This window comes from Pantoea sp. X-Soil-TKNS-1280 (assembly GCF_059730475.1).
Window position 1 is genome coordinate 1,731,023 of the sequence record NZ_AP035962.1, and the last position, 25,439, is coordinate 1,756,461.

Genomic DNA, 25,439 nt, shown 5'->3' on the forward strand with positions numbered 1-25,439 from the left:
CCGTAAGGATTACTGGAATCGATTTGCCTTGTCACGCGCCAGGCGTTCCAGCGCAAAGATCACCTGCTGCAGCTGGCGCTCCTGCACCGGTTCGATCGCAGTAAAGCGAAAACTCAGACGCGGGGTGATGCGGGTTTCATTTTTGCTGGTGACGGTGCTGCGCTCGCCAATATGCAGCAGTTGTGCCGTCACCTCAAAATGACCATATTCCCCCAGTTCGACGCGCAGATTTTTAAACGAGTCGCCCTGGCTCAGGCCTTCGGGCAGCTTTTCATCCACCAGTACGCCAATGCCACCCAGCGACAGATCCTGCAAACGAAAACGCACTTTGTTGCCGTCCGGCCATTCGCTGTGGCACCAGAATGCCGGCTCCAGTGGCGCGCTGACGCGAAAAAATTCGCGGCGCTGAATTTGCCACACCAGCTCCGGCAAAGGGGCACTGAAGGCAGGCAGCCCTTCATAAGTCACTTGCTGCAAACCGCTCAGGCTGAATTCCACCTTCGCTCCCTGGGTTTCCGCCGCGATGTTGACTTCGCCGCTACTTAACGCCAGGGCGTTATCCTGCGCATTGCTGCCGAGGTCGAAGATCACCTGATCTTCGTCCGTAGCCAGCATTCGGCTAATAAACTGACTGTGGGAGACGCTCACCATCAGCGGGGTCTGATAACGTAACAGGTCTTTCATCACATTCAGAACCGCCAATGTGCCTCGTTTCAGATATTGTTCTTTATCGGCTTCTTTCACGTCCTGCTCCACTTTCCGATCGTTACCATCACGCCTGCGCGGCTTTGTGACTGTTATCGGTACAGGATAAAGAAGCTTTAGTCTGCTAACTATTTTTTCCCGTTGCGTTTGTGCAGCAGATCAAAAATCCCGGACTATACTTATCGCTGTGAACACCTTGATTAATAAAGTAAGGAGCAACAAATGGGTATCATTTCATGGATTATTTTTGGCCTGATTGCCGGGATTATTGCTAAATGGATTATGCCAGGTAAAGACGGTGGCGGATTTATTATGACCGTGGTTCTCGGCGTGGTGGGTGCGGTTGTCGGCGGCTGGATCAGTACCCTGTTTGGCTTTGGTAAGGTGGATGGATTTAACTTCGGCAGCTTCGTGGTGGCGGTCATTGGTTCCATCGTGGTGCTGTGGATTTACCGTAAAGTTCGCAGTTAGTTATTAGCGCATTCCGTAGCGGCGCGATTTATCGCGCGTCTTTTAAAACCCGCGCGATAAATCGCGCCGCTACGGGATCTTAAGATTTAAAAATCATAACCAATCGTTGCCGTCACGGTACGTTCCGCACCACGGTAGCAATAACCGGTACCATAACAGGCCGCAAGGTATTTACGGTCAGTCAGGTTATTGGCTGTCACCTGCAACCACGCCCCTTTCAGACCTGAGTGCCACGCGCTCAAATCAGCACGCACTGAAGCATCAAACAGCGTCACCGACGGCAGACGCGTAGTGTTTTCGTTATCTGCCCATTGCTTGCCAATGTAACGTATCCCCGCACCGGCACTCAGACCATAATCAAACTGATAATGACCCCAGAAGGACGCCATGCTGTTGGGGGTGACGTAAGGCGTATGGCCATCGTTGCCATCCACCGAGTCCTTAAAGCGCAGATGGTTCAGGGTATAACCGGCTAGCGTGCTGAAGCGCGGAGTAAGCTGATTGCGTGCCTCCAGTTCGATCCCTTGTGAATGAACCTTGCCGGAAGGCGTATAGGTACCGGATATCACGTCACGGTTGGCGACATCGTTTTGTGTCAGGTCGTATACCGCAACCGAGTACATATCCCGCGTGCCCACCGGCTGGTATTTCACCCCGGCCTCATATTGCTCGGAGGTGGTCGGTTTCAACTGGTTGCCATTGGGATCGGTCAGTGAGGCTGGCGTAATTGCCTGGCTCCAGCTGACATAAGGCGAAATACCATTATCGAAGGCATACAGCAGGGCTGCGCGGCCACTGATATGGTCGTCCTGGCGGCGGCTGGTGCCATTTTCGGAGACGATACGGTCATAACGGCCGGAAAGATCCATATGCCAGCGATCCAGCTGTAACTCATCCTGCAAATAGAGACCGGTCTGATAGTAACGGCGCGTCTCGGCGGCCCAGTCATAATCCGGCATGGTACCCACCGCTTCGCCGGTCCACGGATTGAGTGAGCTGGCATAGCCGCTGGCACTCAAAATATCGTTCTTATAACGATGATACTCAGCGCCGAGGGTGACACGATGCTGCAATGCGCCGGTGCTGAAATCCGCCTGCAACTGGTTATCCGTCGCCCACGCTGACAGCGAGGAGCGCTCACCGGAATAATAACGGGTCAGCAGGTCCGGGTTGGTAGCATCCCAGCCAATCTGGTAGACCTGGTCCAGATCAACATTGGAGTGGCTGTAGCTGCCGGTGGTATGCACTGACCACACTTCATTGAAACGATGGGAGAAATCATAGCTGTAGATCTGCTCGTGTCGCTTGAACTGATCCAGCGCGCTATCCCCTTCATAGAAACTGTCGCTCAGCTTGCGGCCATTATGGCTGTACAGCGTACCCTCGGCAGGGACGGACCCGTGATAACCACCGGAAGGATCTTTTTGCAGGTAAGCACGCAGAATCAGGCTGGTATCTTCGTCCGGCTGCCACATCAGCTGGGGCGAAATAGCATACTTCTCTTCGCGGGTATGATCGTATTGCGTGTCGCTGTTGCGGGTGATGCCGGTGAGACGAAACGCCCATTGATCGTTGATTGCATTGGTGTAATCAAAGGCGGCGCTGTTGGTGGCATGGGTGCCGGTTGACAGCCGGAAGTGCCCCTCTTCAGCGAATTGCGGGCGTTTGCTCACCATATTCACCAGGCCGCCGGGTACTGTCTGACCATATAACGCCGAGGAAGGACCTTTGATCACGTCGATGCGATCGAGGAACCAGGGATCCACCTGCAACACATTGAAACTGCCGCCATCACTCATCACGCGCAGGCCGTCGAGGAAGGTGTTATCCACATCGCCACCGTGGAAGCCGCGCAGCGAGATGGTGTCATAACGGGTGGCGGCACCGCCAAAGTTGGTAAACACGCCGGGGGTGTAATTCAGGGCCTGATTAAGATCGGTTGCCCCCTGGTCTTCCATCTGTTGCCGTGTGACCACCGAAATTGACTGTGGTGTGGTGATGAGTGGCTGGTCGGTTTTACTCGCGCCACTGCTGCGGGTGGCCAGGTAACCCTGGGTTGGCGAGGTGGCGCTCTCCTGAGGTTGAGCGGTCACCACCAGCGAGTCCTCGGCGAAACTGAGGCCGGGTAACGCCAGTGCCAGCGAGCACAACACACGGCAACGATTGAGGGTAAACAGGCGGGTCATGATAAGTCCTCAGACAGAAAAAGGCAGTGGGTTGCCAAAAAGCGTTAATAGAAATAAAAATTAGAGTGAGAATTATTATCTTTTAGATAAGGTCATTTCAAGATGTAAAAAAATCATCATCGCGCTGTGAGGAAAATTAACAGCTGCAGGACTGATCAGGGGAGGGTAGCGGCGCGATAAATTGCGCCGCTAAAGGGCATGGTGATTAATGTGTGGCAGTCAGCGTCGGCATATTGGGAATATCCCGTGCGCTATTACAGGTTTTATCTTTCGGACAATATTTGTCGAGCAGCATCAGCGTCACGCCATTAGTCCAGCCGAAGCCGTCCTGCAGGGGATATTCACCACCGCCACCACCGCCAAGCTGGGCACCTTCCACCACGTATTTTTCTACCAGCTTGTGCTGTTTGTCATAGGTCATCTGGACGTTTTGCAGGAAGCGCTGACCAATCTGCTGTGCCAGCTGCGGTTGTTTATAATGTTCCAGCCCGGTCACGGCTACCCATTGCAGGGGGGCCCAGCCATTCGGTGCATCCCATTGCTGGCCGTTATTCACCGTGGTGGTCACCAGCCCACCGGGTTTCAGCAGCTGTTTCTCCACTGCGCTAGCCGTGCGATCTGCCTGTTTATCACTGGCGAGCTGCATATAAAGCGGGAACAGGGTGGCGGCGGTTAGCTGCGGTTGCACCTGCTTTTTCTGCCAGTTGTAATCGGCGTACCAACCCTGTTGCTCATTCCACAGATAACGATTAATCGCCGCCTGGCGTTTCTCTGCCTGCGCGGCAAACTGCTGTGCCCGATCGTTGTTTTTTGCCAGCTTCTCCGCTTTGGCTAAGGTCTGTTCCAGATGGAACAGCAAACTGTTCAGATCAACAGGTGCCAGCTGCGTGGTGCGGATCGAGGCCAGATTATGCGCATCAGTAAACCAGCGGGAACTGAAATCCCAACCGGAGGCTGCACCTGCACGCAGATCGCGATACACCTGTTTTTTGTCACGCTGTGGGGCTTTCTGCGCGGTGTTGACGTCATCCAGCCAGGATTCGGTGCGTGGCACATCGCGATCGTCCCAGTAGCGGTTAAGCAGGGTACCGTCGCTCAGCTTAATCACCCTCTGGCTGGCCTGGCCTGCTGCGACGTTGTCACTGCCTGCCATCCAGTAGTCATATTCCTTCTGCAACTGCGGCAGATACTTCGTATACACGCCATCACCGTCATGGCTTGCCAGCAAATCGATCATCAGGCTGAAGAACGGCGGTTGCGAGCGACTCAGATAGTAACTGCGGTTGCCGTTGGGGATATGGCCGTAACGATCGAGTTCAGAGGCGAAGTTATCCACCATATCCTGCACCCGGTCCCAGTGGCCGCTCTCGGCCAGTCCGAGCATGGTGAAGTAGCTGTCCCAGTAATAAACCTCACGGAAGCGACCGCCGGGTACCACATAAGGTTTTGGCAACGGCAACAGAGAATCGTACTGGCTGGTATTGGGTGTTGAACGCGTCAGGACCGGCCACAGGCCATCAATGTGCGCACGCAGGCTCTGCCCGGCAGGTGGCACATATTTATCCTGTGCGGCAGGCAGGGTGAAGTTGGCATCGACGAAATGCTTTAAGTCGAAGTTGCGTTGGTTCTTCTGCATCTGCCAGTCGGCAAGAATTGAGGACGGATTATATTTCGGAACCGCATCGGCGAAGGTTTTCTGGTCCGGATAAAATTTGGCCTGCTGAACAGCATTGAAGAGTGGCCCAAGGCGCACATCCGGTGGCTGTGGCTGGCTGCTGAGCATCCGGCTGTTATCTGCGGCCTCGGCAACGACGGACCCCATCAGCAGGGCGGTACTGAGCAACAGGCGAAGATGCCCTGGCGTGAATACGACATTTTTTATCATCGGTTTTTCTCCTTGTCCGAAAAAGTGGTGCGCTAACGCATTGACCACCCAAACAACTTTAGTCGCTATCGCCAGCGATAGCCGCTTGCAGCACCGGAAATGTGAAGCACCCTGAATTAATCACGGCAGAAATTGCATTAACGCTGAGGTTTTTACTTGCCCTGCGGCGCTATTTCCCTGAGTCTGAAAGAAAAAAATGGAGAGCAGTATGGAGATCATCTGGTATCACCCATCGATAGACCCGGAGAGCTGGCTCAGTGGGTTACAACAGCGATTACCGCAGGCGAAGGTGCGTTACTGGCAGCCAGGCGATAACGCTCCGGCGGATTACGCGGTGGTGCGATCGCCGCCAGTGGAAATGCTGAGCGGACGCGCATTAAAAGGCGTGTTTGGCATGGGGGCGGGCGTAGACGAAATCCTCAATCAGGTACAGCTTCACCCGCACATGTTAGGAGACAACGTGCCGCTATTCCGGCTGGAAGATACCGGTATGGCGCAGCAGATGCAGGAATATGCGACCTGGTGTGTGCTGGGCTGGTTTCGTCGCTTCGCTGACTATCAACGCCTGCAACAGCAGGCGCAGTGGCAGCAGCTTGATGGTTACACGCGGGAAAATTTCACCATTGGCATCCTCGGCGCGGGCGTACTGGGCCGCAGTGTGGCACAAAGCCTGGTCCAGTGGGGGTTTCCGGTGCGTTGCTGGAGCCGCTCGCCGAAAACCCTGGCGGGAATACAAACCTTTCATGGCGCTGACCAGCTGGCCGCCTTTCTGGATGGCACCCAGGTGTTGATTGACCTGCTGCCGGCCACACCGCAAACCAGCCATATGATTGACAAAAAATTGTTTGCCTGCCTGCCACAGGGGGCGTTTTTCCTCAATATTGCGCGCGGTGCACATGTGGTGGAGGACGATTTACTGGCGGCACTCAACAGCGGGCAGCTGGCGGCCGCGACGCTGGATGTGTTCCAGACCGAGCCATTACCGGCAGACCATCCACTCTGGTCACATCCGCATGTCACAATTACGCCACATAATGCTGCAATGACGTTGCCGCAAGAGACGATGGATTATATTGCAGATGCCATACTGAAGCTGGAGCAGGGGCAGCAGGCCCCCGGTCTGGTTGATCGTCAGCGCGGTTATTAAATCACTTTGCCGTTTGCCTGTTGCAGACGGCCTGTCAGGAGAAACCGATGTATCCCGTCGATTTACATATGCATACCGTTGCCAGTACCCATGCCTACAGCACGCTGCATGACTATGTCGTGCAGGCGAAACAAAACGGTCTGAAGCTGTTCGCGATTACCGATCATGGTCCGGATATGGCCGATGCGCCGCATTACTGGCACTTCGTCAACATGCGCATCTGGCCGCGCGTGATTGATGGTGTCGGTGTGTTGCGTGGCATTGAAGCCAATATCAAAAATCAGCAGGGTGAGATCGACTGTAGCGGCCCGATGCTGGACGCGCTGGATTTGATCGTGGCCGGTTTCCATGAGCCGGTGTATGCCCCGCGCGATAAAGCCCACCATACCGAAGCGATGATCGCGGCGATGGCTGGCGGCCTGGTGCATATCATCAGCCATCCGGGTAATCCTAAGTTTCCGGTCGATATCCGCGCCATTGCCGAAGCGGCGGCGCATTATGATGTGGCGCTGGAGATCAACAACTCGTCGTTCACCCATTCACGTCCAGGCAGTGAGCCCAACTGTCGTGCTATCGCTGAAGCGGTTCGTGATGCCGGAGGCCGTCTGGCGTTTGGTTCCGATTCCCATACCGCCTTTACTCTCGGTCATTTCGAGCATTGCCTGCGCATTACGCGGGAAGTGGATTTTCCCGAAGATCGCGTGTTAAATGTCACGCCGCGCCGCCTGCTCGATTTTCTCGAACAGCGCACCGGCAAGCATATTGCCGAACTGGCGGATTTTTAAATTTTTTCCTCAAGGAATCCTGTTGTATGAATGAGTTTTCCATTCTTTGCCGCGTCATCGGCTCGCTGTTCAATCGTCAGCCGCAGGACCCGCTGCTGATGCCGCTGTTCACTTTGTTACGTGAAGGCAAATTACAGGCGCAGTGGCCGCTGGAGCAGGATGAGCTGCTGACCCGGTTGCAACAGAACAGCGACCCGCAGGCGCAGGCGGCGGATTACAACGCCTTGTTCGTGGGCAGCGATTGCAGCGTGCCACCTTACGCATCGCAGTGGCCGAACGGGCCAACCGAAGCTGAGGTGCGCGCGTTTCTTAGCTCGCGTGGCATGCCGCTGGGTGAAGCCCCTGCGGATCATTTCGGTCAGTTGCTGCTGGCAGCTTCCTGGCTGGAAGACCAGTCGGCGGAAGATGAGTCTGCCGCACAACTGGCGCTGTTTGATGATTACCTGCTGCCGTGGTGCGGTGCGTTCCTGGGCAAAGTGGAAGCGCATGCCAGCACCGCGTTCTACCGTACGCTGGCAATGCTGAGCCGTGAAGCGATCCAGGCGATGCGCGACGAGCTGGCGGAAAGCGAAGACGACGCGGAGTAACTTACCAGCGGGGAGCGCTGCTGCCGAGAGGCACACCCGGTGTCGCCCACAACTGGGGCGTGCCGGGCAAATAGGACGCGGCACGCAGCCTTGCACCAATGCCCCAGTGGGTAATTTCCAGCGCGGGCAGGGCATCGTCCGGTTGCGAGGCGATGCCGGTTTGCTCATTGCCAGGCGCAAAACCGTGCTGCTGCAACAGCAGCGCAGTGCGCGCCAGCGACAAACGCGCCTGCCAGCCGGTGCCGTTACTGCGTCGCTGGCGTAATCCTTCCAGCACCGCCGCTGCCAGCATATAGCCGGTGGCGTGATCCAGCGCCTGCACCGGTAAGGGTGTCGGTGTTGTGTTTCCGCTCCTCAGCATCCCCTGATGTGCAATGCCGCTCGCCATCTGCACCAGGCTGTCAAAACCGCGCCGGTTGCGCCACGGACCACTCCATCCCCAGGCATTCAGGCTGACATCCACCAGCCCCGGTGACAGTTGCTGGCGTGTGGCAGCATCCAGCCCCAGTTTTTCCAGCGCATCGGCGCGATAGCCATGCACCAGTACATCGGCCTGCGTCAGCAAACTGCGCAGCTGTGCCAGCCCGTCACGGCTTTTCAGGTCCAGCCGGGCGCAGCGTTTGCCGCTGGTGATCTCCTCCTCCAGTGTCGGCTCCTGCCAGTCGGGGGGATCGATACGCAGCACCCGGGCACCAAGGCTGGCGAGAAAACGCGTGGCGACCGGGCCAGCAATGATGCGTGTCAGGTCCAGCACACGAATGCCGTACAATGGCCGCGCCGCACTGAGTGCCCAGTCAGGGGGGGGGCCATCCGTCATGGCCTGTCGGGCGAACAACGGTTCCTGGCCGACGGCGATCCCCTGCGGATGTTGTTGCCACTGCTGCACGCTGCGCATTTCGGCGGCGCAGCCACCCGCATCCACCACCGCCTGTTCCAGCGTCCCGGCCGACCACTGCATCACTTCTGCCGCCAGCGCGACGCGATCCGCATGCACGCCGAGCACGCTTTCCATCGCCTGCCGATGATGTGACGCGTTGGTATGCAGGCGGATCCAACCATCCGCGGTGGCATAGTCACCGGCAAACGGGTCCCACAGCGCTGCGGGCGGGCGATTAAGGGGGATAAAGCTATGCTGGAACCAGCGCGAGGCCAGCCGCACATTAACACTTACCGGTGCCGGACGGCCCAGTAAATCGCTCAGCGCCTGGGTGGCGAGGCCGATGCTGGTGGCCGCCAGTTCACTGACGGCGTAGCAGGAACGAAAGGTATCGGGTTGGGAAAAGGCCAGCGGGGGCGCAGTGTCGTCTGCGCCGCGTAGTCCCTGCCACATCTGCTGCCAGAGTGCGGCAGTGAGTGAATAATCCATGCGAAGCCTCCGGATAAATCGCGGTTCACAAGTCGTTCAGCGACGGCGCAGGCGCGGAAATCGCGCGTGCATGCGCAGATTACGCAGGTTAATCACCGCAATCGCCGTACCCAGTACCACCAGAGAAGCGCCCAGGATCTTAAAACTGTTCAGGCTATCGCCCAGAATAGCAATCCCCATCAGCACCGCCAGCACCGGGGTCAGCAGCGAGTAGGGCATGATCAGATTGACGTTGTACTTTTTCAGCAGCGCGTACCACAGGGTATAAGCGACGATCGACGAAGCAAGGGCGCTGTAGAGAATGCCAAACCAGCCACGCCAGCCAGCATGGCTCAGAGAATAAAATTGTTGTGATTCAGTGAGCCAGGACGCCACACCGACAATCGGCACCGCCAGGAACGAAATCCATCCGGTTAGCGTTAGCGGCTTAATCGGCGGGGATTTTTTCACAATCATATTGCTCACTGCCCAGCCGGTGGCGCTGCACAGCAGGATGCAAAGTACCCACCAGGCGGGAATGGTTGGGCTGCCGGACAGCACCACCACGCCACTCAGGGATATCGCGATGCCAATCAGCTGCACCAGGCGTAGCTTCTCTTTCAGTATCACCATCGCCAGCAGCATGGCGATTGGGGTGCCAAGCTGCACCACAATCGCACCGGTCCCGGCGTCGGTATAACGCATGCCGACAAACAACAGCGAGAAGTGCATAAAACCAAAGGTGAAGGCCAGTGCCAGCAGCCACGGCAATTGTTCACGGGTGATGCGGCAGAAGGGGATCAGCACAATCGCCACCACCACAAAGCGCATCCAGGTCAGGAACAGTGGCGGAAGCTCCAGCAATCCCCACTTTATCGCTATGTTGTTGAAGGCCCAGATGGAGACCACCATCAGAACCACAAAAAAATGCCGCACCGCCACAATGTCATCCTTCACACAAATTTTGTTTTCACCGGCTAATCATGGCATGAAGCGATGTATTTGGTGCAGAACGGGTAAAAATAATTTCTGTAAATGCTTAACTGCGAAAAATATAAGACATTGCAGGTAATTACTGTCAGACTGGTTTTCCGAAATATGACCTTGCAGAGGACAGTCTTCGGAATGACACAGACCCGCGCGTTACCCCTTGCCTTAATTCAACTTGAAGTCCCGCCACCGGCCGTTGTGGCGCAAATTGGTGAACAACCCGCCTGGTTTATTGATGCGCTGGCATTACAGCCTGCTGACTACGTGATTGTGCGTCCACACCTTGGCGATGCGCTACCTGCGTTTGACAGCATCAGTGGGGCGATCCTCAGCGGTTCCTGGGCGATGGTCACCGACCATGCCGAATGGAGTGAACGCACCGCCGCCTGGATTCGCGCTGCGCTGGAAGCGGAGTTGCCGCTGCTTGGCGTCTGCTACGGGCATCAGCTGATGGCCTATGCGCTGGGAGGCAAAGTGGCCGACAACCCCAATGGCTGGGAGCGGGGACTCAAGGCGCTGACGCGCCATCCGCAGGCAGAAAATGATCCCTGGCTGGGTGCGCTGCCGGATGATTTCGAGGCCTGGTTGTCGCATCGCCAGTCAGTGATCACCCCTCCGGCGCAGGCGCAGGTCCTGGCGTCCTCTGAACAGGATGGTTGCCAGATTTTGCGTTATTCCGCACAGGCGTTATCGGTGCAATTCCACCCGGAATTCAGCCGCAACATCATGTTAGCCTGTCTGCCAGCGGGTGAGTCTGACGATGGCAGCGAGCTGGTGGGCGAAGATTGGGCGCGGGAACTGCTGCGCAGCTTCTGGCAGCAAACGCGACCTCAGCCGCGCGTGCAGGCTCAGGGCGCGTAATGACGGGTGCAGCGATAGACCCAGGCGGGTGGCACATTTTTCAGCACTCGCTGGCGCTGCCAGGTGAAATAACGTGACAGGCTGGGCTGCGTGAGCGAGGTGTATTGAAACTGCACAAACACGCCATGTGGACCCAGCGCATCATGGACGGCACGCAAAATCGCTTCGCGCGTGGTCGGCGGCAGCGACAGCAATGGCAGACCAGAAAAGATCGCATCATATTCCCCGCACAAATACTCCGCTGAACAGGCGCGAACCTGCATCCGATCATCCGGCAAGGTGCGTAGCGTCTTGACCAGCTCCGGGCTGATCTCAAACACATCCAGTTGCGCCTGCGGTGACATGCGGTCCAGAATCTGCCGCGTCAGTACGCCATTTCCCGCCCCCAGCTCGGCAATACGCAGGCTGTGATCCCAGTTCACGGCATCCGTCATGGTACGGCACAACGTGGCGGAGGAGGGGGTAATGCTTCCCATCTTGCGGGGGTTACGAATGAACTGATGAACAAAGTTTGCTTTGGCGCGCATTAACGTCAGGGCTGAAGCCAACATCTCTTTCTCCTGGTTAGTGTCCTGTTTCATATTGACCCTATTTAAGGGCCATGTTTCGCTTTTTGCTGCGTGGCAGGCAAAACTCAGAATTATCTGTGCTTAAACGTCGCGCGATAAATCGCGCCGCTACAGATACATGCATTGTTAACCGTAGCGGCGCGATTTATCGCGCGCAGTAATCTGTAATGCCAGAATTTCCTTCGGCGCGGTCACAGTTTCCCATCGGCAGATCTGACAGCGTGGCTTTGATCGATCAATGTTAATAACAGGTTTCAAAGTTGTTGCATATCACTTCTGTCCCGCAAGGAGAAAACCATGCGTTACGCCGCTCCTGGAGAACAAGGTTCTCTGATTACACTACAACAGCGTTATGGCAACTTTATCAACGGTGAGTTTGTGCCACCGGTGAACGGTAACTACTTCGTTAACACCTCGCCGATCAATGCTTCGCCGATTGGTGAGTTCCCGCGTTCTGACCGTGATGATGTCGATAACGCTATCGCTGCCGCACACAAGGCGGCGGATGCCTGGGGAAAAACCTCGCCGCAGGCTCGTTCGCTGGTGCTGCTGAAAATCGCCGACCGTCTGGAGGAAAACCTCGAATATCTGGCCGTCAATGAAACCTGGGATAATGGCAAACCGGTGCGTGAAACCCTCGCCGCTGATATGCCGCTGGCGGTGGACCACTTCCGCTATTTCGCCGGTTGCGTGCGCGCCCAGGAAGGGACGGCGGCGGAAATTGATGAATTCACCGCGTCTTACCACTTCCATGAACCGCTGGGTGTGGTGGGGCAGATTATCCCGTGGAATTTCCCGTTGCTGATGGCGGCGTGGAAACTGGCCCCGGCATTGGGAGCCGGTAACTGCGTGGTGCTGAAACCGGCGGAACAAACGCCGCTGTCCATCACCCTGTTTATGGAGTTGATTAAAGACCTGGTGCCACCCGGCGTGATCAACGTGGTCCATGGTTACGGTAAAGAAGCCGGTGAAGCGCTGGCCTCACATCCCGGCATCGCCAAAATTGCCTTTACCGGATCGACCGCCACGGGTGGCCATATCCTCGAACTGGCGGCGAAAAGCCTGATTCCGTCCACTGTCGAGCTGGGCGGTAAATCCCCCAATATCTTCTTTGAAGACATTATGCAGGCGGAGGAGAGCTTTATTGAGAAAGCGGCCGAAGGGGTGGTGCTGGGCTTCCTGAATCAGGGCGAAGTCTGTACCTGCCCGTCACGCGCGCTGGTGCAGGAATCGATCTTCGAGCCGTTTATGGCGGCGGTGATGAAACGTATCAAAACCATTAAACGGGGCAATCCGCTGGATACCGAAACGATGATCGGGGCCCAGGCGTCACAGCAGCAGTTTGATAAAATCCTCTCCTATCTGGAAATTGCCCAGCAGGAAGGCGCACAGGTGCTGCACGGTGGCGGCATTGAAAGCGTGGGTGAAGAGTTTGCCAGCGGCTACTACATCCAGCCGACGCTGCTGAAAGGCAGCAACAGCATGCGCGTGTTCCAGGAGGAAATCTTTGGGCCAGTGGTTGGGGTACTGACGTTTAAAGATGAAGCGGAAGCCATCGCCCTCGCCAATGATTCCATGTACGGACTCGGTGCCGGTGTCTGGACGCGCGATATCAACCGGGCTTATCGTATGGGACGCGCGATTAAAGCCGGGCGTGTGTGGACCAACTGCTACCATCTCTATCCGGCCCATGCAGCATTCGGTGGCTACAAAAAATCCGGCATTGGCCGCGAAACCCATAAAATGATGCTCGATCATTATCAGCAAACCAAAAACCTGTTGGTGAGCTACAGCACCCAGCCGCTCGGCTTCTTCTGATGCGTCAGGCAGCGGGTCCGCCCGCTGCTTTTTTCCTGCCATGCCCCATTCGGACTATTCCTGTCACCATTCGCTTCTACCCTTTAAGGGCTTTTTCATTTTTCAGACACAGGATGGTGAACCATGCGATATGCGGCAAGGTTGTCTGGCGGCCTGTTACTGGCAGCCAGTTTTACCGCTTCAGCCATTCCCAGCGCCATACCCACTGGTGTGACCTGGTACGATCCCGCCCGAGCCTGGAACGGTTTTGTTTTGTTTCCCGGCAGTGATAACCAAACCCACCTGATCGATATGACCGGTAAAGAGGTGCAGCGCTGGCATTACGAAGGTTTTCCCAGCTGGCCGGTTCCGCTGGATCGGGCCGGTGGTCAACCCGGCCATCTGCTGGTGCAGCTGGAACGGCAGCAAAAGCTGGCGACGGAGGCCAATCCCGGTAACGGGCTGGTGAATGCCAGCGTGGCGGAAGTGGACTGGAACGGCAAGGTGCAGTGGCACTATGGCAGCCAGCAGCAGCCGGTGCATCAGCATCATGAAATCCAGCGTCTGCCCAATGGCAATACCCTGGTACTGGGGGCCGCGTTGCGGCAGCTGCCGGGTTATTCTTATCGGATTATTGATAACAGCATTGAAGAGGTATCGCCGCAGGGTAAAAAAGTGTGGAGCTGGTCGGTGGCCGATCATCTGGATGAACTGGGTTTTTCTGCGGCGCAGCTTTTGATGCTCCGTAATAGCAACGATGCCGATTTCCTGCATATGAATACCGCGGCACCACTCGGTCCAAATCACTGGTTCGATCAGGGAGATCAACGGTTTGCCCCGGACAACATCCTGTTTAACTCCCGCAACGGTAATGTCGCGGTGATTATCGATCGTCACAGTGGCAAAGTGGTGTGGCGTATCGGGCCGGATTATCCGGCCCTGAAACTGGATACGCCGCTGCCACGCCCGCTCGATCAGATGATTGGCGAACACGATGTACATATGATCGGGCCGGGCCTGCCCGGTGCCGGTAATCTGCTGATTTTCGATAATCAGGGTAATGCCGGTTTTCCCCCCACCCGGCAGGGCTTTTTCTCTGCATCGCGCGTGATTGAGGTGAACCCGCAGACCCGGCAGATTGTCTGGGAATACACCGGTGAGAAATCGGGCCAGGCGATCTCCACCTTTTATAGCGCTTATATCAGCAATGCCCAGCGTCTGCCGAATGGCAACACGCTGATCAATGAAGGGCAGAGCGGACGGCTGTTTCAGGTGACGCCGCAGGGGCAAATCGTCTGGGAGTATGTCAGCCCGTTTTATGGCAAAGCGATGCCGCGCGACCATTATGTATCGAACACCGTTTACCGTGCCTATATGGTGGATTATCGCTGGGCGCCCGCAGGCACGCCGCACAGCGAGCAGGCGGTTGCTGCTGACTGCTCACGCTACCCGGCATTGCCTGGGTGTCTGCCGTCGAAATAATCCAGACTGGTCAATCTCTGCACCATTAGCTCACTTTCTGCACTCCGTTGGTGATTCTCTGCTCAACGCGCCAGGCCGCACCAGATGCCGCCTGGCGTGTTATCCCTTGCGCTCTGTGCGCTCATGATTAATTAATCAGTTATTTAAAAACTGGCATAGCGCTTGCAATTCTTCCTGCGCACCATCTTCGTTTTTTGCTTTTTTAAGTCATCAGGGTCTTCAGGCATGTTGCCTTTCTACTGGAGTTAAAAGCATGAGAATGAAAAGTCTGGTTGTTGCTGCATCGCTGTTGGTTTCTGTCCTCACGCAATCTGCTGTTCAGGCGGCTGACGCACCGCTGAAAATGCATGCTGACCTGCATGCCCAGCTGCCGGAAAAAATCCGCAGCAGTAAAACCCTCAATCTGGTCACCGATGCCCATTACCCGCCGTGCGAATCCTTCGCCGAAGATAATAAAACCATGGTCGGTTTCGAGCCGGATCTGTGGGATGCACTCGGCCAGGTGCTGGGGGTTAAAGTCAAACCGGTGTCGATTGATTTCGCCGGTCTGATCCCTGGGGTGAAAAGTGGTCGCTACGATGTGGCGATGGAGTGCATCTCTGACAGTGATGAACGTGAAAAGCAGGTTTCGTTTGTTAACTATGCCTACGCCACCAGCGAGGTGTACACCCTCGCCAGCGAGACATCCATCACCAATGATCCGCTGACCCTGTGTGGCCTGAAAGTAGGCGTACAGACCGGCACTGACTTTGAAAAAGCCATCAGCGAGATCTATAGCCCGAACTGTAGCAAAAACGGCAAACCGGCGATCCAGCAGGTGACTTTGCCTTCTGCGGACGCGGTACTGCTGGGCCTCTATTCGGGGCGCGTGGATTTCGTCCTCAATGATGCGGCCTCGGTCGATGATATTAAGAAAAAAGCGCCACATCCGATCCGCACCGTGCAGATGCCGCTGATGCCGAAATACTACCTCGGCATCGTGGTGGCAAAAGAGAACACTCAACTGGCGGATGTACTGCTGAAGGCGCTCAACGTGCTGCATGAAACCGGCACCTACGACAGGATCATGGAGAAGTGGGATCTGGAGGCGATGAAGCTGGATAAACCCGGCATCAACCTCACCAGCACGCAGCCATTATGACGGTGCAGCAACGCCAGTGTGATGTACTGATCATCGGCTCCGGCGGCGCGGCGCTGTGTGCAGCGCTGCGCGTCGCGGTCGGTGGCTTATCAGTACTGGTGCTGGAAAAAAGCGCCTGGCTGGGCGGCACCACGGCGATGTCCGGTGGTGCCACCTGGGTGCCCGCTAATCACCATGCGCGCGCAGCCGGGCTGGCAGATTCAGCGCAGCAGGCACTCGACTATCTGCGCGCAGCGGCCCCTGATGGCTGGCAAAGCACCGAAGATGCGCTGTGGCAGGCCATGACGCAACAGGCCGCGTCAATGCTGGCATTTATTGAACAACACAGCGCACTGCGTTTTGCCCTCACCGGAGAGAGCGATCCTCTGTGGCCACTGGCCGGGGCAGTGCAGCAGGGCCGGATGCTGGCACCACTGCCGTTACACCCCCGGCGGCGGTGGCGCCTACGGCCCACGCCGTTGCCGCGTCTATTTACCTACCACGAACTGCTGAGCAGCGATCTCTGGCACCAGCCAGTGCGCACGTATCTGCGTCATCTGCCGCAGTTGCTGCGTCGCCAGTGGCGCGGAGAGCTGACCAAAGGCGCGGCGCTGGTGGCCGGTTTGCTTGATGCCTGCCAGGCAGCGGGCTGTGAGTTGATCACTGAAGCGGCGGCGGAGCGGTTGCTGATGAGCAGCAGCCATCAGGTCAGCGGGGCACGTTATCTGCATCAGGGGAGGACGATAGAGGTCACGGCGCGCTGCGGCGTGGTGATTGCCAGTGGGGGATTTGAATGGGATCAACAACGCCGGAGCCAGCACTTTCCGGGGCCGTATGATTTTATCGCCAGTCCACGCGAGAACAGCGGCGACGGACAACGCATGGCAGAGGCGGTTGGCGCGCAGCTGGCACATATGGATCAGGCCACCATCAGTGGCGGCATCCCGGCGGCACACAACCAGCCGTGGAGTGGCTTATCGATCTTCTTTCATTACGAACCTAACGCGATCCTGGTGAATCGTCACGGCCAGCGCTTTACCAATGAATTTGTCTTCAATCTGGGGGCCGAGCTGGATGCGCGTGATGATCAGGGACAACCGCGACATCTGCCGGTATGGCTGATTAGCGATGTGCATCTGCTGCGGCGTGCGCCACTGCTGCGTTACTACCGCTGGCGATCACCCGGCTGGATCCGCCAGGCCGCAACCTTGGCACAGCTGGAGCAACAACTGGCGTTGCCGGACGGGGCGCTGCAAGCCAGTGTGGCGCGGTTTAATCAGGGCTGTGCGCGGGGGCTGGATGTGGATTTCTCGCGCCATCTCAGCGCTGCACATGGCAAAGCAGACCGGCGCTTGCAGGGCGGTCTGGCACCGATCTGCCATGCGCCTTTTATTGCTATCCCCTTTAACCGTACCTTCCTCGCCACCAAAGGCGGGCCGCGTACCGATGCCTGCGGCAACGTGTTGCATCGGGATGGCCAGCCGCTGGCCGGGTTGTATTGCGCCGGTGCGGCGATGGCGAATCCAATTGGCAGCAAAGCGGTGGGGGCCGGGACGACACTCGGTCCCAATCTGACCTGGGGCTACATCTGTGGCACCTCGCTGCTGGCGCGCCATCAGGCCTTAACTCAGGAGCCAACATTATGCACAGCGTAAAAACCGCGCTGATTACCGGCGGTTCACGCGGCGTCGGGCTGCACATGGCCCGCGAGCTGGCGCAGCAGGGTTATGCCATCGCGTTGCTGGTACGAAACGATTGCGATGCGGCGCAACAGGCCGTTGCGCAATTGCAACAGCAGGGCGCAGACGCGGCGTTCTGGCAGGTTGATATCACCGACCGCCATGCGGTGCAGCAGGTACTGGCACAGGTGGTGCATACACTCGGTACGCCGTGCCTGCTGGTGAATAACGCCGGTGCCACGGCTGCGGCACCGTTGCTGGAACTGAGCGATGAACAATGGCAGCAGGTGCTGCATACCCAGCTGACCGGCACCTTTGTGATCAGTGTGGAAACGGTACGGCTGATGGCACCGGGTGGCGTCATCATTAACATCGCAGGGGCCTCGGCGCATCGCTGTTATCCCAATGCCGGGGCCTTTGGTCCGTCGAAAGCCGGGGTGGTCAACCTCACGGCGCAGATGTCGATCGAATGGGCGTCACGGGGCATCCGCGTCTGCGGTATCAGTCCGGGGCCGATCCGCGATCCCGACAGCCCCTGGGCCACTGACGAGCCGGAGCTGGCACGGGAGGTGGCGCGGCTACCGCTGCAACGACCGGTGAGCGGGGATGAGGTAGCGCGCAGTGTCGCTTTCCTCGCCTCGGATGCGGCGGCGTCTTTTACCGGCCAGATGCTGATCCTCGACAGCGGTGGCCTGAATACCTGGTACATGACCGAACAGGAGGCGAGATGAGCAAAACGTTAATGGTGGATGCCCGGCAGGTCACCAAATCGTTTCACGGCGTGGAGATCCTCAAAGGCGTGGATCTCAGCGTTGAGCAGGGGGAAGTGGTGTGCCTGATCGGTCCGTCCGGTTCCGGCAAATCCACCTTTCTGCGCTGTATCAATCATCTGGAGAAGATCGATGGCGGCGAGCTGTGGGTCAATGGCGGCATGGTGGGCTATCGCCTGCAAGGGGACAAGCTTTACGAGCTGAAGGAGGCCGACGTGGCACGCAACCGCGTCAATATCGGCATGGTGTTTCAGCGCTTCAATCTGTTCGGCCATATGACGGCGCTGGAAAACGTCATGGAAGCGCCGATGACAGTGAAAAAAGTGCCGCGCGCGCAGGCTATGGCGGAAGCCAAAGCACTGCTGGATCGCGTCGGCCTGAGCCATCGTTATCATTCACGCCCGGCGGCGCTCTCCGGCGGTCAACAGCAACGGGTGGCTATCGCCCGTGCCATGGCGATGAAACCCTCGCTGATGTTGTTTGATGAACCGACCAGTGCGCTCGATCCAGAGCTGGTGGGAGAGGTGCTGGCGGTAATGCGCGATCTGGCACGCGACGGTATGACCATGGTGATCGTCACCCACGAGATGGGCTTCGCCCGTGATGTGGCGAATCGTGTCGCTTTTATGGATAACGGCGCGATTATTGAAGCCTCTGAATCCAGACACTTTTTCGCTGCTCCCCGCCATCCGCGCACCCGGGATTTCCTCGCCCGTGTGCACGCGGTGGGCGCAGAGTGATTGACAGATGCCGACGCAAACTGTAGATCTTAATTAATCAGTTAATTAAATTTGTCCGGTTGAAACGATGAAGAGAACGCTGATGACGGATAAAACATTGACCTCCCCGCTGAACGCCACAGCGGATCATACCCGCCATGTGGTGGCGCAGCGCTATCCAGGCCGCTGGATCTCTGCACTGGTGCTGGCCGTGCTGCTGGCGCTGGTGGCGCATTCGATGATCACCAACCCGAATTTCGCCTGGGGCACGGTGGGCAAATACCTGTTTTCACCCACTATTCTGCTCGGCTTGTGGACCACCTTCTGGCTGACGCTGGTGATTATGCTGCTGGCGATCGTGCTCAGCGTGGTACTGGCAGTGATGCGCCTCTCCAGTAACCCGCTGGTAGTCGGTTTCAGCCGGGGCTGGATCTGGTTCTTCCGCGGCACACCGGTGCTGGTGCAGCTGATTTTCTGGTACAACCTCGCGGCGCTTTATCCGCAGGTCAGTCTCGGTATTCCCGGCCTGTTTACCCTGTGGAGCGGCAGCACTAACGATCTGATTACCCCACTGGCGGCGGCGATCCTCGGCCTTGGCCTGAATGAATCGGCTTATATGGCGGAGATTATCCGGGCGGGCATCTCGTCGGTGGATGATGGGCAGCAGGAAGCGGCGCGGGCGCTGGGTATGACGCGCGGCCAGTATCTGAAGCGGGTGATTCTGCCGCAGGCCATCCCTTTTATCATCCCGCCGACCGGCAATCAGGTGATTGGCATGCTGAAAACCACCTCGCTGGTGAGCGTGATTTCCCTGTCGGATTTGCTCTACTCGGCGCAGGCGATCTACTCACGCACCTACGAAAACATTCCGTTGCTGATTGTCGCCTGTATCTGGTATCTGGCCGCCACCACCGTACTCAGTCTGATGCAGGCGCGTGTTGAACATCACTATCGCTGGACGCGGGGCTAATTATGCAACTCGGTCTGTTTAATCTGATGTCCTACAAGGACAACCCGCGCGGTGTGCAAGGGGTGATTGAGGATATGCGCAGTATGGTGCTGCTGGCGGAAGAGATCGGTTTCGATACCGCCTGGTTTGCCGAACATCACTTCACCAACTATTCACTCAGCGTATCGCCACTGATGCTGGTGGCACATATGGCAGGCTATGCCCGACGTATCCGTCTTGGCACCGCCGTGGTGGTGCTGCCGCTATATCAACCCATGCGTATCGCGCAGGAGATAGCCCTGGTGGATCGCCTGACGGAAGGACGGCTGGTGCTGGGCATCGGCAGTGGTTACCAGGCGTGGGAGTTTGATCGTTACGGTTTAGATGTGGAAACCCGGAGTCAGCAACTGCTGGCGCACTGGCAGTTTATCAGCGATGCCCTGACTCAGGGACATACCCAGTCGCCGGACCGTTTCGGCCAGCCGCTGCGCACTGATTTCCTGCTCGACACCCTGCAAAAGCCGCTGCCGCCGCTCTATCTCACCTCGTCCAATCCGCAGCTGATTGCGCAGTTCCAGCGCTGGCAAGCGACGCCGTTTTTTACCGCGGGTTATCGCGGTAGCCACAAGCTGCAACAGATGGTGGCGGATGCACGCCTTGGCTGGCAGCAGGCGGGTCTGAATGCCGACATGCCAGTGGCGGTGCAGCAGTACATCCACGTCACGGAAAATCGGCAGCAGGCGCATGCCGCTGCCGAGCGGGCGTTGTTTGTGGCCCGTATGATCGCCGCCCTGCGCGAGAACACCAGCGTCAGCGAGCAGGCGTTTATCCATGCGCCGCCGTTGCCGGATGAGCCGTCACTGGAGACGGTGAGTCACAACCTGATGATTGGCGACGCGGAAACCGTCGCCGAGCGCATGTTGGTGGAGATCCGTGCCATCCGCCCCAGCCATTACAACTGTTTCTTCCAGTTTGGCGATATGCCGATTGCCGATGCGCGCCGTTCACTGACGCTGTTTGGCGAACGCGTATTGCCGCTGCTGGAAAAAGAACTTGGTCCATTGACCCTTCGCACCACCAGAGGAGAGTGAAATGTATCGCGAGAAAATTGATGTGGTGTTTGACGACGGTGACAGCATCCTGCAACGCATGCTGGAACAGCAGCGACATGATGCCAGCCGCGCAGAGACGCTGCCGCCTGAGGCCTATAACAGCGACAGCTTTTTCCGCCTCGAAGAAGATAAGGTATTCCGCCAGGACTGGCTGTTTGTCGGCCATGTCTCGCAGGTCGCTAACCTGAATGACTTTTTCACCCTGGATGTAGTGGGTGAGCCGCTGCTAATTGTGCGCAACGATGAGGGCATTGCGGTGTTCTCCAATGTTTGTCTGCATCGCTGGGCACCGATTGCACAGGGCAGCGGTAACAGCCGATCGTTTATCTGTCCGTTCCACAACTGGACTTATAACACCCACGGCAAGCTGAGCGGTGCGCCATCGATGAATCAGGCGCAGGATTTTGACCGGCAGCAATGCAGCCTGCCAAAGATTCGCCATGAGGTGGTATTCGGCATGATTTTCGTCACTTTCAATGCTGATGCGCCGTCGATGGCCGAACGACTGGCCCCGATGGCAGAGCGTTTCGAGCGTTACCACTTTGCCGATCTGGTTACCGCCTACACGCTGGATTACGACTGCCCCTACAACTGGAAGATGGCCATCGAGACCTTTATGGAGTGCTACCACCACGCGGCGGTGCACCGCACCACGTTGGAGGACAGCTTCCCCGGTCGTCTCAGCTCCATCATTGATGATGGCCCGGGCTGGACCATTTGCCATCAGCCACTGCGCAAAAATGGTGAGCTGAGCGAGATTCTGACCGAAGGACTGCAACCCTTTAGCGGCCTGAACGATGAGCAGATGCGTTACAGCGAGCTGGTGCTGCTGTATCCCAACTGCCTGATTTCACTCAACCCGGATCGTATCTCCATCAGCGCCATTTTGCCGCTTTCCCCGCATGCCACCCAATGGCATCGCGTGGTGCTGGTATCGCCTGAATCTGCTGCACGTGATGACTTTGCCCAGACCGCCGCGAGTATGAAACAGGGCAGCCTGACCATTATCGATGAAGACCAGTGGATCAATGCCGAGCAGCAACGCGGCAGTCGCTCGCGTCTGGCCCGGCCGGGGCGGTTAAGCCACCTTGAAACCACCGTCTGGCATCTGGCCAATTACCTGAAAATCCGCATGGCGGAGTGAGGAGCAGGCAATGCGTTATGTGAAGCTGGGTCACTCCGGCCTGGAGGTCTCTGCACTTTGTCTGGGAACGGTGACCTATGCGCCACCGGCGCGCAGTGGCCGGAGCTGGACGCTGGATGAAGAGGCCAGCCGGGTGTTGATCCGCGAGGCGCTGGAGCAGGGGATTAACTTTTTCGACAGTGCCAACATCTACGCCAAAGGGGCGAGTGAAGAAATTCTTGGCCGTGCACTGCGGGATTTTGCACAGCGTGATGAAGTGGTGATCACCAGTAAATTATATAACCCGATGCGCAGCGGCCCGAACAGCAAAGGGCTATCGCGCAAGGCGATTATGCAGGAATGCGATCACAGCCTGCGTCGTCTTGGCACCGACTATATCGACCTGTACGAAATCCATCGCTGGGACAACGACACGCCGATTGAAGAGACGCTGGAAGCGCTGCATGACCTGGTGAAGGCAGGCAAGGTGCGTTATCTCGGTGCTTCATCGATGTTCGCCTGGCAGTTCAGCAAAGCACTGCAAATCCAGAAGTACGAACGCTGGAGCCGCTTTATCGCCATGCAGAACCACCTCAACCTGATCTACCGCGAGGAGGAGCGCGAGATGCTGGCGCTGTGTCAGGCGGAAGGTGTGGCGGTGACGCCGTGGAGCCCGCTGGCGCGTGGTCGTCTGGCACGTCCGGTGGAGGCGGCAAAAGCCAGCACGCGTGGCGCGGACGACAGCTATACCGATTTTCTCTATGCCGCGACCGTCCAGGCCGACAACGCAGTGATCCGTGTGGTGGAGCAGGTGGCGAAAACGCGTGGCGTGCCGATGGCGCAGGTGGCGCTGGCCTGGCTTTACAGCCGTCCGGCGGTGGTTTCAGCGGTGATCGGTGCCACCCGTTCCCTGCACCTGAGCGACGCACTGGCGGCGCTGGATCTGACACTGAGCGCGGATGAAATCGCCGCGCTGGATGCACCCTATATTCCCCATTCTATTGTTGAACATGACTAAGGCAGGGCACCAATGAAAAGCGCAGCACAAATCGCCGAGATCAAACAGGCCCTGATGGCTAAAGGGGTGGAGTATTGCATGGGGGCGTACGTGGATATCCACGGGGTGCCGAAGGGCAAAGTGGTGCCAATTGGGCATCTGGATCAGATGGCGCAGGGATCGGAACGTTACACCGGTTATGCCCTTGATGGTCTGGGCCAGTCACCGCACGAAGACGAGCTGACTTCTGTGCCGGATCTCGACCACATCATCCAACTGCCGTGGGAACCGAAAATTGCGTGGATGCCCGCCGATAACCACTTCCAGGGCGAACCCTATGCGCTCAGTACGCGGGTGGCGTTGCAGAATGTGATCAAACAGGCGAATGCCATGGGCTTTGGTTTTAACCTCGGTATTGAATGCGAAATTTATTTACTGAAGCGGGAACAGGACGGTCGGTTGGTGGTGCCGGAACCGGATAACAAGCTCAACAAACCTTGCTACGACTTACAGGGTTTTGTTGATCAGTTTGGCTGGCTGGATGAGGTTTCTTCCACCATCAATGCGCTGGGTTGGGATCTTTACTCACTCGACCATGAAGACGGCAACTCGCAATACGAGTTCGACTTTAACTATGCCGATGCGCTGACCACCTGTGACCGTTTTATCTTCTTCCGCTTTATGGCGAAACATTACGCCAAACAGCGCGGGCTGATTGCCACCACCATGCCGAAGCCGTTTGCCGATAAAACCGGCACTGGCGCGCATTTCAATATGTCGCTGTATGACATCAACAGCGGGGCCAACCTGTTTAAACGTGATGCCACCAGCGCCGATGATCCCTGGGGACTGGGGCTGAGCGACACCGGTTATCACTTTATCGGTGGCTTGCTGAAGCATGGCCGGGCGTTGTGCGCCGCGTTTGCCCCGACGGTGAACAGCTACAAACGTCTGGTGCGCCAGGGGGCAATGAGCTACTTCTCATGGGCACCGGTATTTAACTCCTGGGGGTCGAATAACCGTACCAACGCGGTGCGCGTCCCGGCGGGTGGTGGCCGTTGTGAATCGCGCAACGCCGATGGCGCGGTAAACCCTTATCTGGCGGCCACGCTGGCGCTGGCGGCCGGGCTGGAAGGGATTCGCGAGAAGATCGACCCGCGTCAGCCGAATGAAGACAATCTGTATGCCATCAGCGAAGCGGAGCGCCGTGCACGGGGCATCGATTTTCTGCCGCAAAACCTGCTGGAGGCGGTGGAAGCCTTCGATGCCGATCCGTTTGTCGCGGCGACGTTGGGAGACGCGCTGAAGAAAGAGTTTATCCACTACAAATTGCAGGAGTGGAACAGCTATCACCTGCACGTCAGCCAGTGGGAAATTGATCGCTACAGCACGATTTTTTGATGCCAACCGTAGCGGCGCGATTTATCGCGCGGGTTTTCCCGGCACGGCGCACGGGAATGCGCGATAAATCGCGCCGCTACGAAAATGTTTTCAGGCGTCGAGTCTTTCAAACACAAAATTGCGCATCACGTTGATCGCCTGCTTGTATTTGAAATTGGGGAACATCACATTACGGAACAGCACGCCATCAAGGTAGGTGGAGATCAGCATCGCCATATCGCCTGGATTTACCTCGCGGAACAGGCCGCTGGCGATCCCTTCTTTAATGGTGTTCTTCAAAATCAGTGATTCTTTTTCGTAGAACTTTTTAATCGCCTTATCAATGCTGGCAATACGCCCATTGGTGCTGGAGTAGTCCAGGCTGATTTTCGCCAGCTTCTGCAACAGATGAAACTGGAGAATATGGATCTCGATCCACAGGAAGATCAGGTCACGCGGGCCATTGGCGCTGGCTTTGATGTCGTCAAACTGCACAAAGGCACGCTCCACCGCTGACTCGATCACCTTGATAAACAGGTCTTCTTTGGAGCCGAAATAGTAATAAATCAGCGCTGAATTCAGCCCGGTAGCGGTGGCGATATCCTTAATCCGCACTGATGAGTAATTCTGGGTAGCAAACAGATCAAATGCCGACGATTGCAGCAACTCTGCCACGTCGCGCTGGGTTTTACGGGGTTTCCTGCTGCCGGGTTCTGCGGCTGTGGCATCCTTCATGGCGACATCCTTATGAAATTAACTAATTAATTAACTCTATCATAT

23 protein-coding genes are annotated in these 25,439 nt (G+C 57.2%); 16 read left to right on the forward strand and 7 right to left on the reverse strand.

All coding sequences use genetic code 11. From position 1 onward, the window contains the following. Window positions 1-9: 9 nt before the first annotated feature. On the reverse strand, window positions 10-744 hold the full coding sequence (locus AC6I8X_RS08165; protein ID WP_299452207.1) for a flagellar brake protein: 735 nt from the start codon (window positions 742-744) through the stop codon (window positions 10-12). Window positions 745-927: 183 nt separating this feature from the next. Here AC6I8X_RS08165 and AC6I8X_RS08170 point away from each other — a divergent pair, with 183 nt between their 5' ends. Further along, entirely contained in the window at window positions 928-1,176 is a 249-nt protein-coding gene (locus AC6I8X_RS08170; RefSeq protein WP_299452209.1) for a GlsB/YeaQ/YmgE family stress response membrane protein, read from the forward strand. Window positions 1,177-1,262: 86 nt separating this feature from the next. On the opposite strand, the gene AC6I8X_RS08175 is transcribed toward AC6I8X_RS08170, so the two are convergent. Together AC6I8X_RS08175 and treA are read right to left on the reverse strand one after the other, a co-directional pair. After that, window positions 1,263-3,362, reverse strand: a complete 2,100-nt coding sequence (locus AC6I8X_RS08175; protein WP_497840869.1) for a TonB-dependent siderophore receptor — start codon at window positions 3,360-3,362, stop codon at window positions 1,263-1,265. A 205-nt stretch (window positions 3,363-3,567) separates the two neighbouring features. Next, window positions 3,568-5,247, reverse strand: coding sequence for an alpha,alpha-trehalase TreA (treA, locus tag AC6I8X_RS08180; RefSeq protein ID WP_497840870.1), 1,680 nt, complete (start codon window positions 5,245-5,247; stop codon window positions 3,568-3,570). 208 nt (window positions 5,248-5,455) lie between these two features. Here treA and ghrA point away from each other — a divergent pair, with 208 nt between their 5' ends. From ghrA to AC6I8X_RS08195, 3 genes are read left to right on the forward strand one after another with little or no spacing between them, the layout of a single operon-like run. Further along, entirely contained in the window at window positions 5,456-6,394 is a 939-nt protein-coding gene (gene ghrA, locus AC6I8X_RS08185) for a glyoxylate/hydroxypyruvate reductase GhrA (RefSeq protein WP_313683381.1), read from the forward strand. A 47-nt stretch (window positions 6,395-6,441) separates the two neighbouring features. Then, window positions 6,442-7,179, forward strand: a complete 738-nt coding sequence (locus AC6I8X_RS08190) for a phosphatase (protein ID WP_208714704.1) — start codon at window positions 6,442-6,444, stop codon at window positions 7,177-7,179. 26 nt (window positions 7,180-7,205) lie between these two features. Then, the gene (locus tag AC6I8X_RS08195; RefSeq protein WP_497840871.1) at window positions 7,206-7,766 is read left to right on the forward strand and encodes a TorD/DmsD family molecular chaperone; all 561 of its coding nucleotides are present in this window, start codon (window positions 7,206-7,208) and stop codon (window positions 7,764-7,766) included. A 1-nt stretch (window position 7,767) separates the two neighbouring features. On the opposite strand, the gene AC6I8X_RS08200 is transcribed toward AC6I8X_RS08195, so the two are convergent. Both AC6I8X_RS08200 and AC6I8X_RS08205 read right to left on the reverse strand, forming a co-directional pair. After that, complete coding sequence (locus AC6I8X_RS08200; protein ID WP_497840872.1) at window positions 7,768-9,132, reverse strand: CoA transferase; 1,365 nt, start codon at window positions 9,130-9,132, stop codon at window positions 7,768-7,770. Between the two features lie 36 nt (window positions 9,133-9,168). Next, window positions 9,169-10,053 carry a DMT family transporter gene (locus AC6I8X_RS08205; RefSeq protein ID WP_208717104.1) on the reverse strand — a complete coding sequence of 295 codons (885 nt, stop codon included), beginning with the start codon at window positions 10,051-10,053 and terminating at the stop codon, window positions 9,169-9,171. Between the two features lie 183 nt (window positions 10,054-10,236). Here AC6I8X_RS08205 and AC6I8X_RS08210 point away from each other — a divergent pair, with 183 nt between their 5' ends. Beyond that, on the forward strand, window positions 10,237-10,962 hold the full coding sequence (locus AC6I8X_RS08210; RefSeq protein ID WP_299452224.1) for a glutamine amidotransferase: 726 nt from the start codon (window positions 10,237-10,239) through the stop codon (window positions 10,960-10,962). Here AC6I8X_RS08210 and AC6I8X_RS08215 read toward each other — a convergent pair. Next, complete coding sequence (locus tag AC6I8X_RS08215; RefSeq protein ID WP_299452226.1) at window positions 10,950-11,513, reverse strand: class I SAM-dependent methyltransferase; 564 nt, start codon at window positions 11,511-11,513, stop codon at window positions 10,950-10,952. The two genes, AC6I8X_RS08210 and AC6I8X_RS08215, sit on opposite strands and share 13 nt — an antisense overlap. A 315-nt stretch (window positions 11,514-11,828) precedes the next feature. Here AC6I8X_RS08215 and exaC point away from each other — a divergent pair, with 315 nt between their 5' ends. The 11 genes from exaC to glnT all read left to right on the forward strand — a co-directional run bounded on the left by exaC (window position 11,829) and on the right by glnT (window position 24,680). Further along, window positions 11,829-13,349, forward strand: coding sequence for an acetaldehyde dehydrogenase ExaC (gene exaC / locus AC6I8X_RS08220; RefSeq protein WP_084873965.1), 1,521 nt, complete (start codon window positions 11,829-11,831; stop codon window positions 13,347-13,349). 123 nt (window positions 13,350-13,472) lie between these two features. Further along, window positions 13,473-14,810 carry an aryl-sulfate sulfotransferase gene (locus tag AC6I8X_RS08225; RefSeq protein WP_497840873.1) on the forward strand — a complete coding sequence of 446 codons (1,338 nt, stop codon included), beginning with the start codon at window positions 13,473-13,475 and terminating at the stop codon, window positions 14,808-14,810. Window positions 14,811-15,063: 253 nt separating this feature from the next. Continuing rightward, complete coding sequence (locus AC6I8X_RS08230; RefSeq protein ID WP_313683384.1) at window positions 15,064-15,951, forward strand: ABC transporter substrate-binding protein; 888 nt, start codon at window positions 15,064-15,066, stop codon at window positions 15,949-15,951. After that, window positions 15,948-17,585, forward strand: coding sequence for an FAD-dependent oxidoreductase (locus AC6I8X_RS08235; protein WP_497840874.1), 1,638 nt, complete (start codon window positions 15,948-15,950; stop codon window positions 17,583-17,585). The genes AC6I8X_RS08230 and AC6I8X_RS08235 overlap by 4 nt, the downstream gene beginning before the upstream one ends. Then, on the forward strand, window positions 17,573-18,340 hold the full coding sequence (locus tag AC6I8X_RS08240; RefSeq protein ID WP_313683386.1) for an SDR family NAD(P)-dependent oxidoreductase: 768 nt from the start codon (window positions 17,573-17,575) through the stop codon (window positions 18,338-18,340). The genes AC6I8X_RS08235 and AC6I8X_RS08240 overlap by 13 nt, the downstream gene beginning before the upstream one ends. Further along, window positions 18,337-19,119, forward strand: coding sequence for an amino acid ABC transporter ATP-binding protein (locus AC6I8X_RS08245; protein ID WP_497840875.1), 783 nt, complete (start codon window positions 18,337-18,339; stop codon window positions 19,117-19,119). Before AC6I8X_RS08240 ends, AC6I8X_RS08245 begins: the two co-directional genes overlap by 4 nt. Window positions 19,120-19,186: 67 nt before the next feature. After that, on the forward strand, window positions 19,187-20,068 hold the full coding sequence (locus AC6I8X_RS08250) for an amino acid ABC transporter permease (RefSeq protein ID WP_497840876.1): 882 nt from the start codon (window positions 19,187-19,189) through the stop codon (window positions 20,066-20,068). A 2-nt stretch (window positions 20,069-20,070) separates the two neighbouring features. Beyond that, entirely contained in the window at window positions 20,071-21,138 is a 1,068-nt protein-coding gene (locus AC6I8X_RS08255) for an LLM class flavin-dependent oxidoreductase (RefSeq protein ID WP_313683387.1), read from the forward strand. A gap of 1 nt (window position 21,139) precedes the next feature. Beyond that, window positions 21,140-22,303 carry an aromatic ring-hydroxylating oxygenase subunit alpha gene (locus tag AC6I8X_RS08260; RefSeq protein WP_313683388.1) on the forward strand — a complete coding sequence of 388 codons (1,164 nt, stop codon included), beginning with the start codon at window positions 21,140-21,142 and terminating at the stop codon, window positions 22,301-22,303. Window positions 22,304-22,313: 10 nt separating this feature from the next. Then, window positions 22,314-23,300, forward strand: coding sequence for an aldo/keto reductase (locus AC6I8X_RS08265; RefSeq protein WP_497840877.1), 987 nt, complete (start codon window positions 22,314-22,316; stop codon window positions 23,298-23,300). Window positions 23,301-23,312: 12 nt separating this feature from the next. Further along, a complete protein-coding gene (gene glnT / locus AC6I8X_RS08270) occupies window positions 23,313-24,680 on the forward strand; it encodes a type III glutamate--ammonia ligase (protein WP_313683390.1) in 1,368 nt (455 codons plus the stop codon). 90 nt (window positions 24,681-24,770) lie between these two features. Here the strand turns inward: glnT and AC6I8X_RS08275 are convergent, their stop codons facing one another. Next, the gene (locus tag AC6I8X_RS08275; RefSeq protein ID WP_313683391.1) at window positions 24,771-25,394 is read right to left on the reverse strand and encodes a TetR/AcrR family transcriptional regulator; all 624 of its coding nucleotides are present in this window, start codon (window positions 25,392-25,394) and stop codon (window positions 24,771-24,773) included. Window positions 25,395-25,439 lie beyond the last annotated feature (45 nt).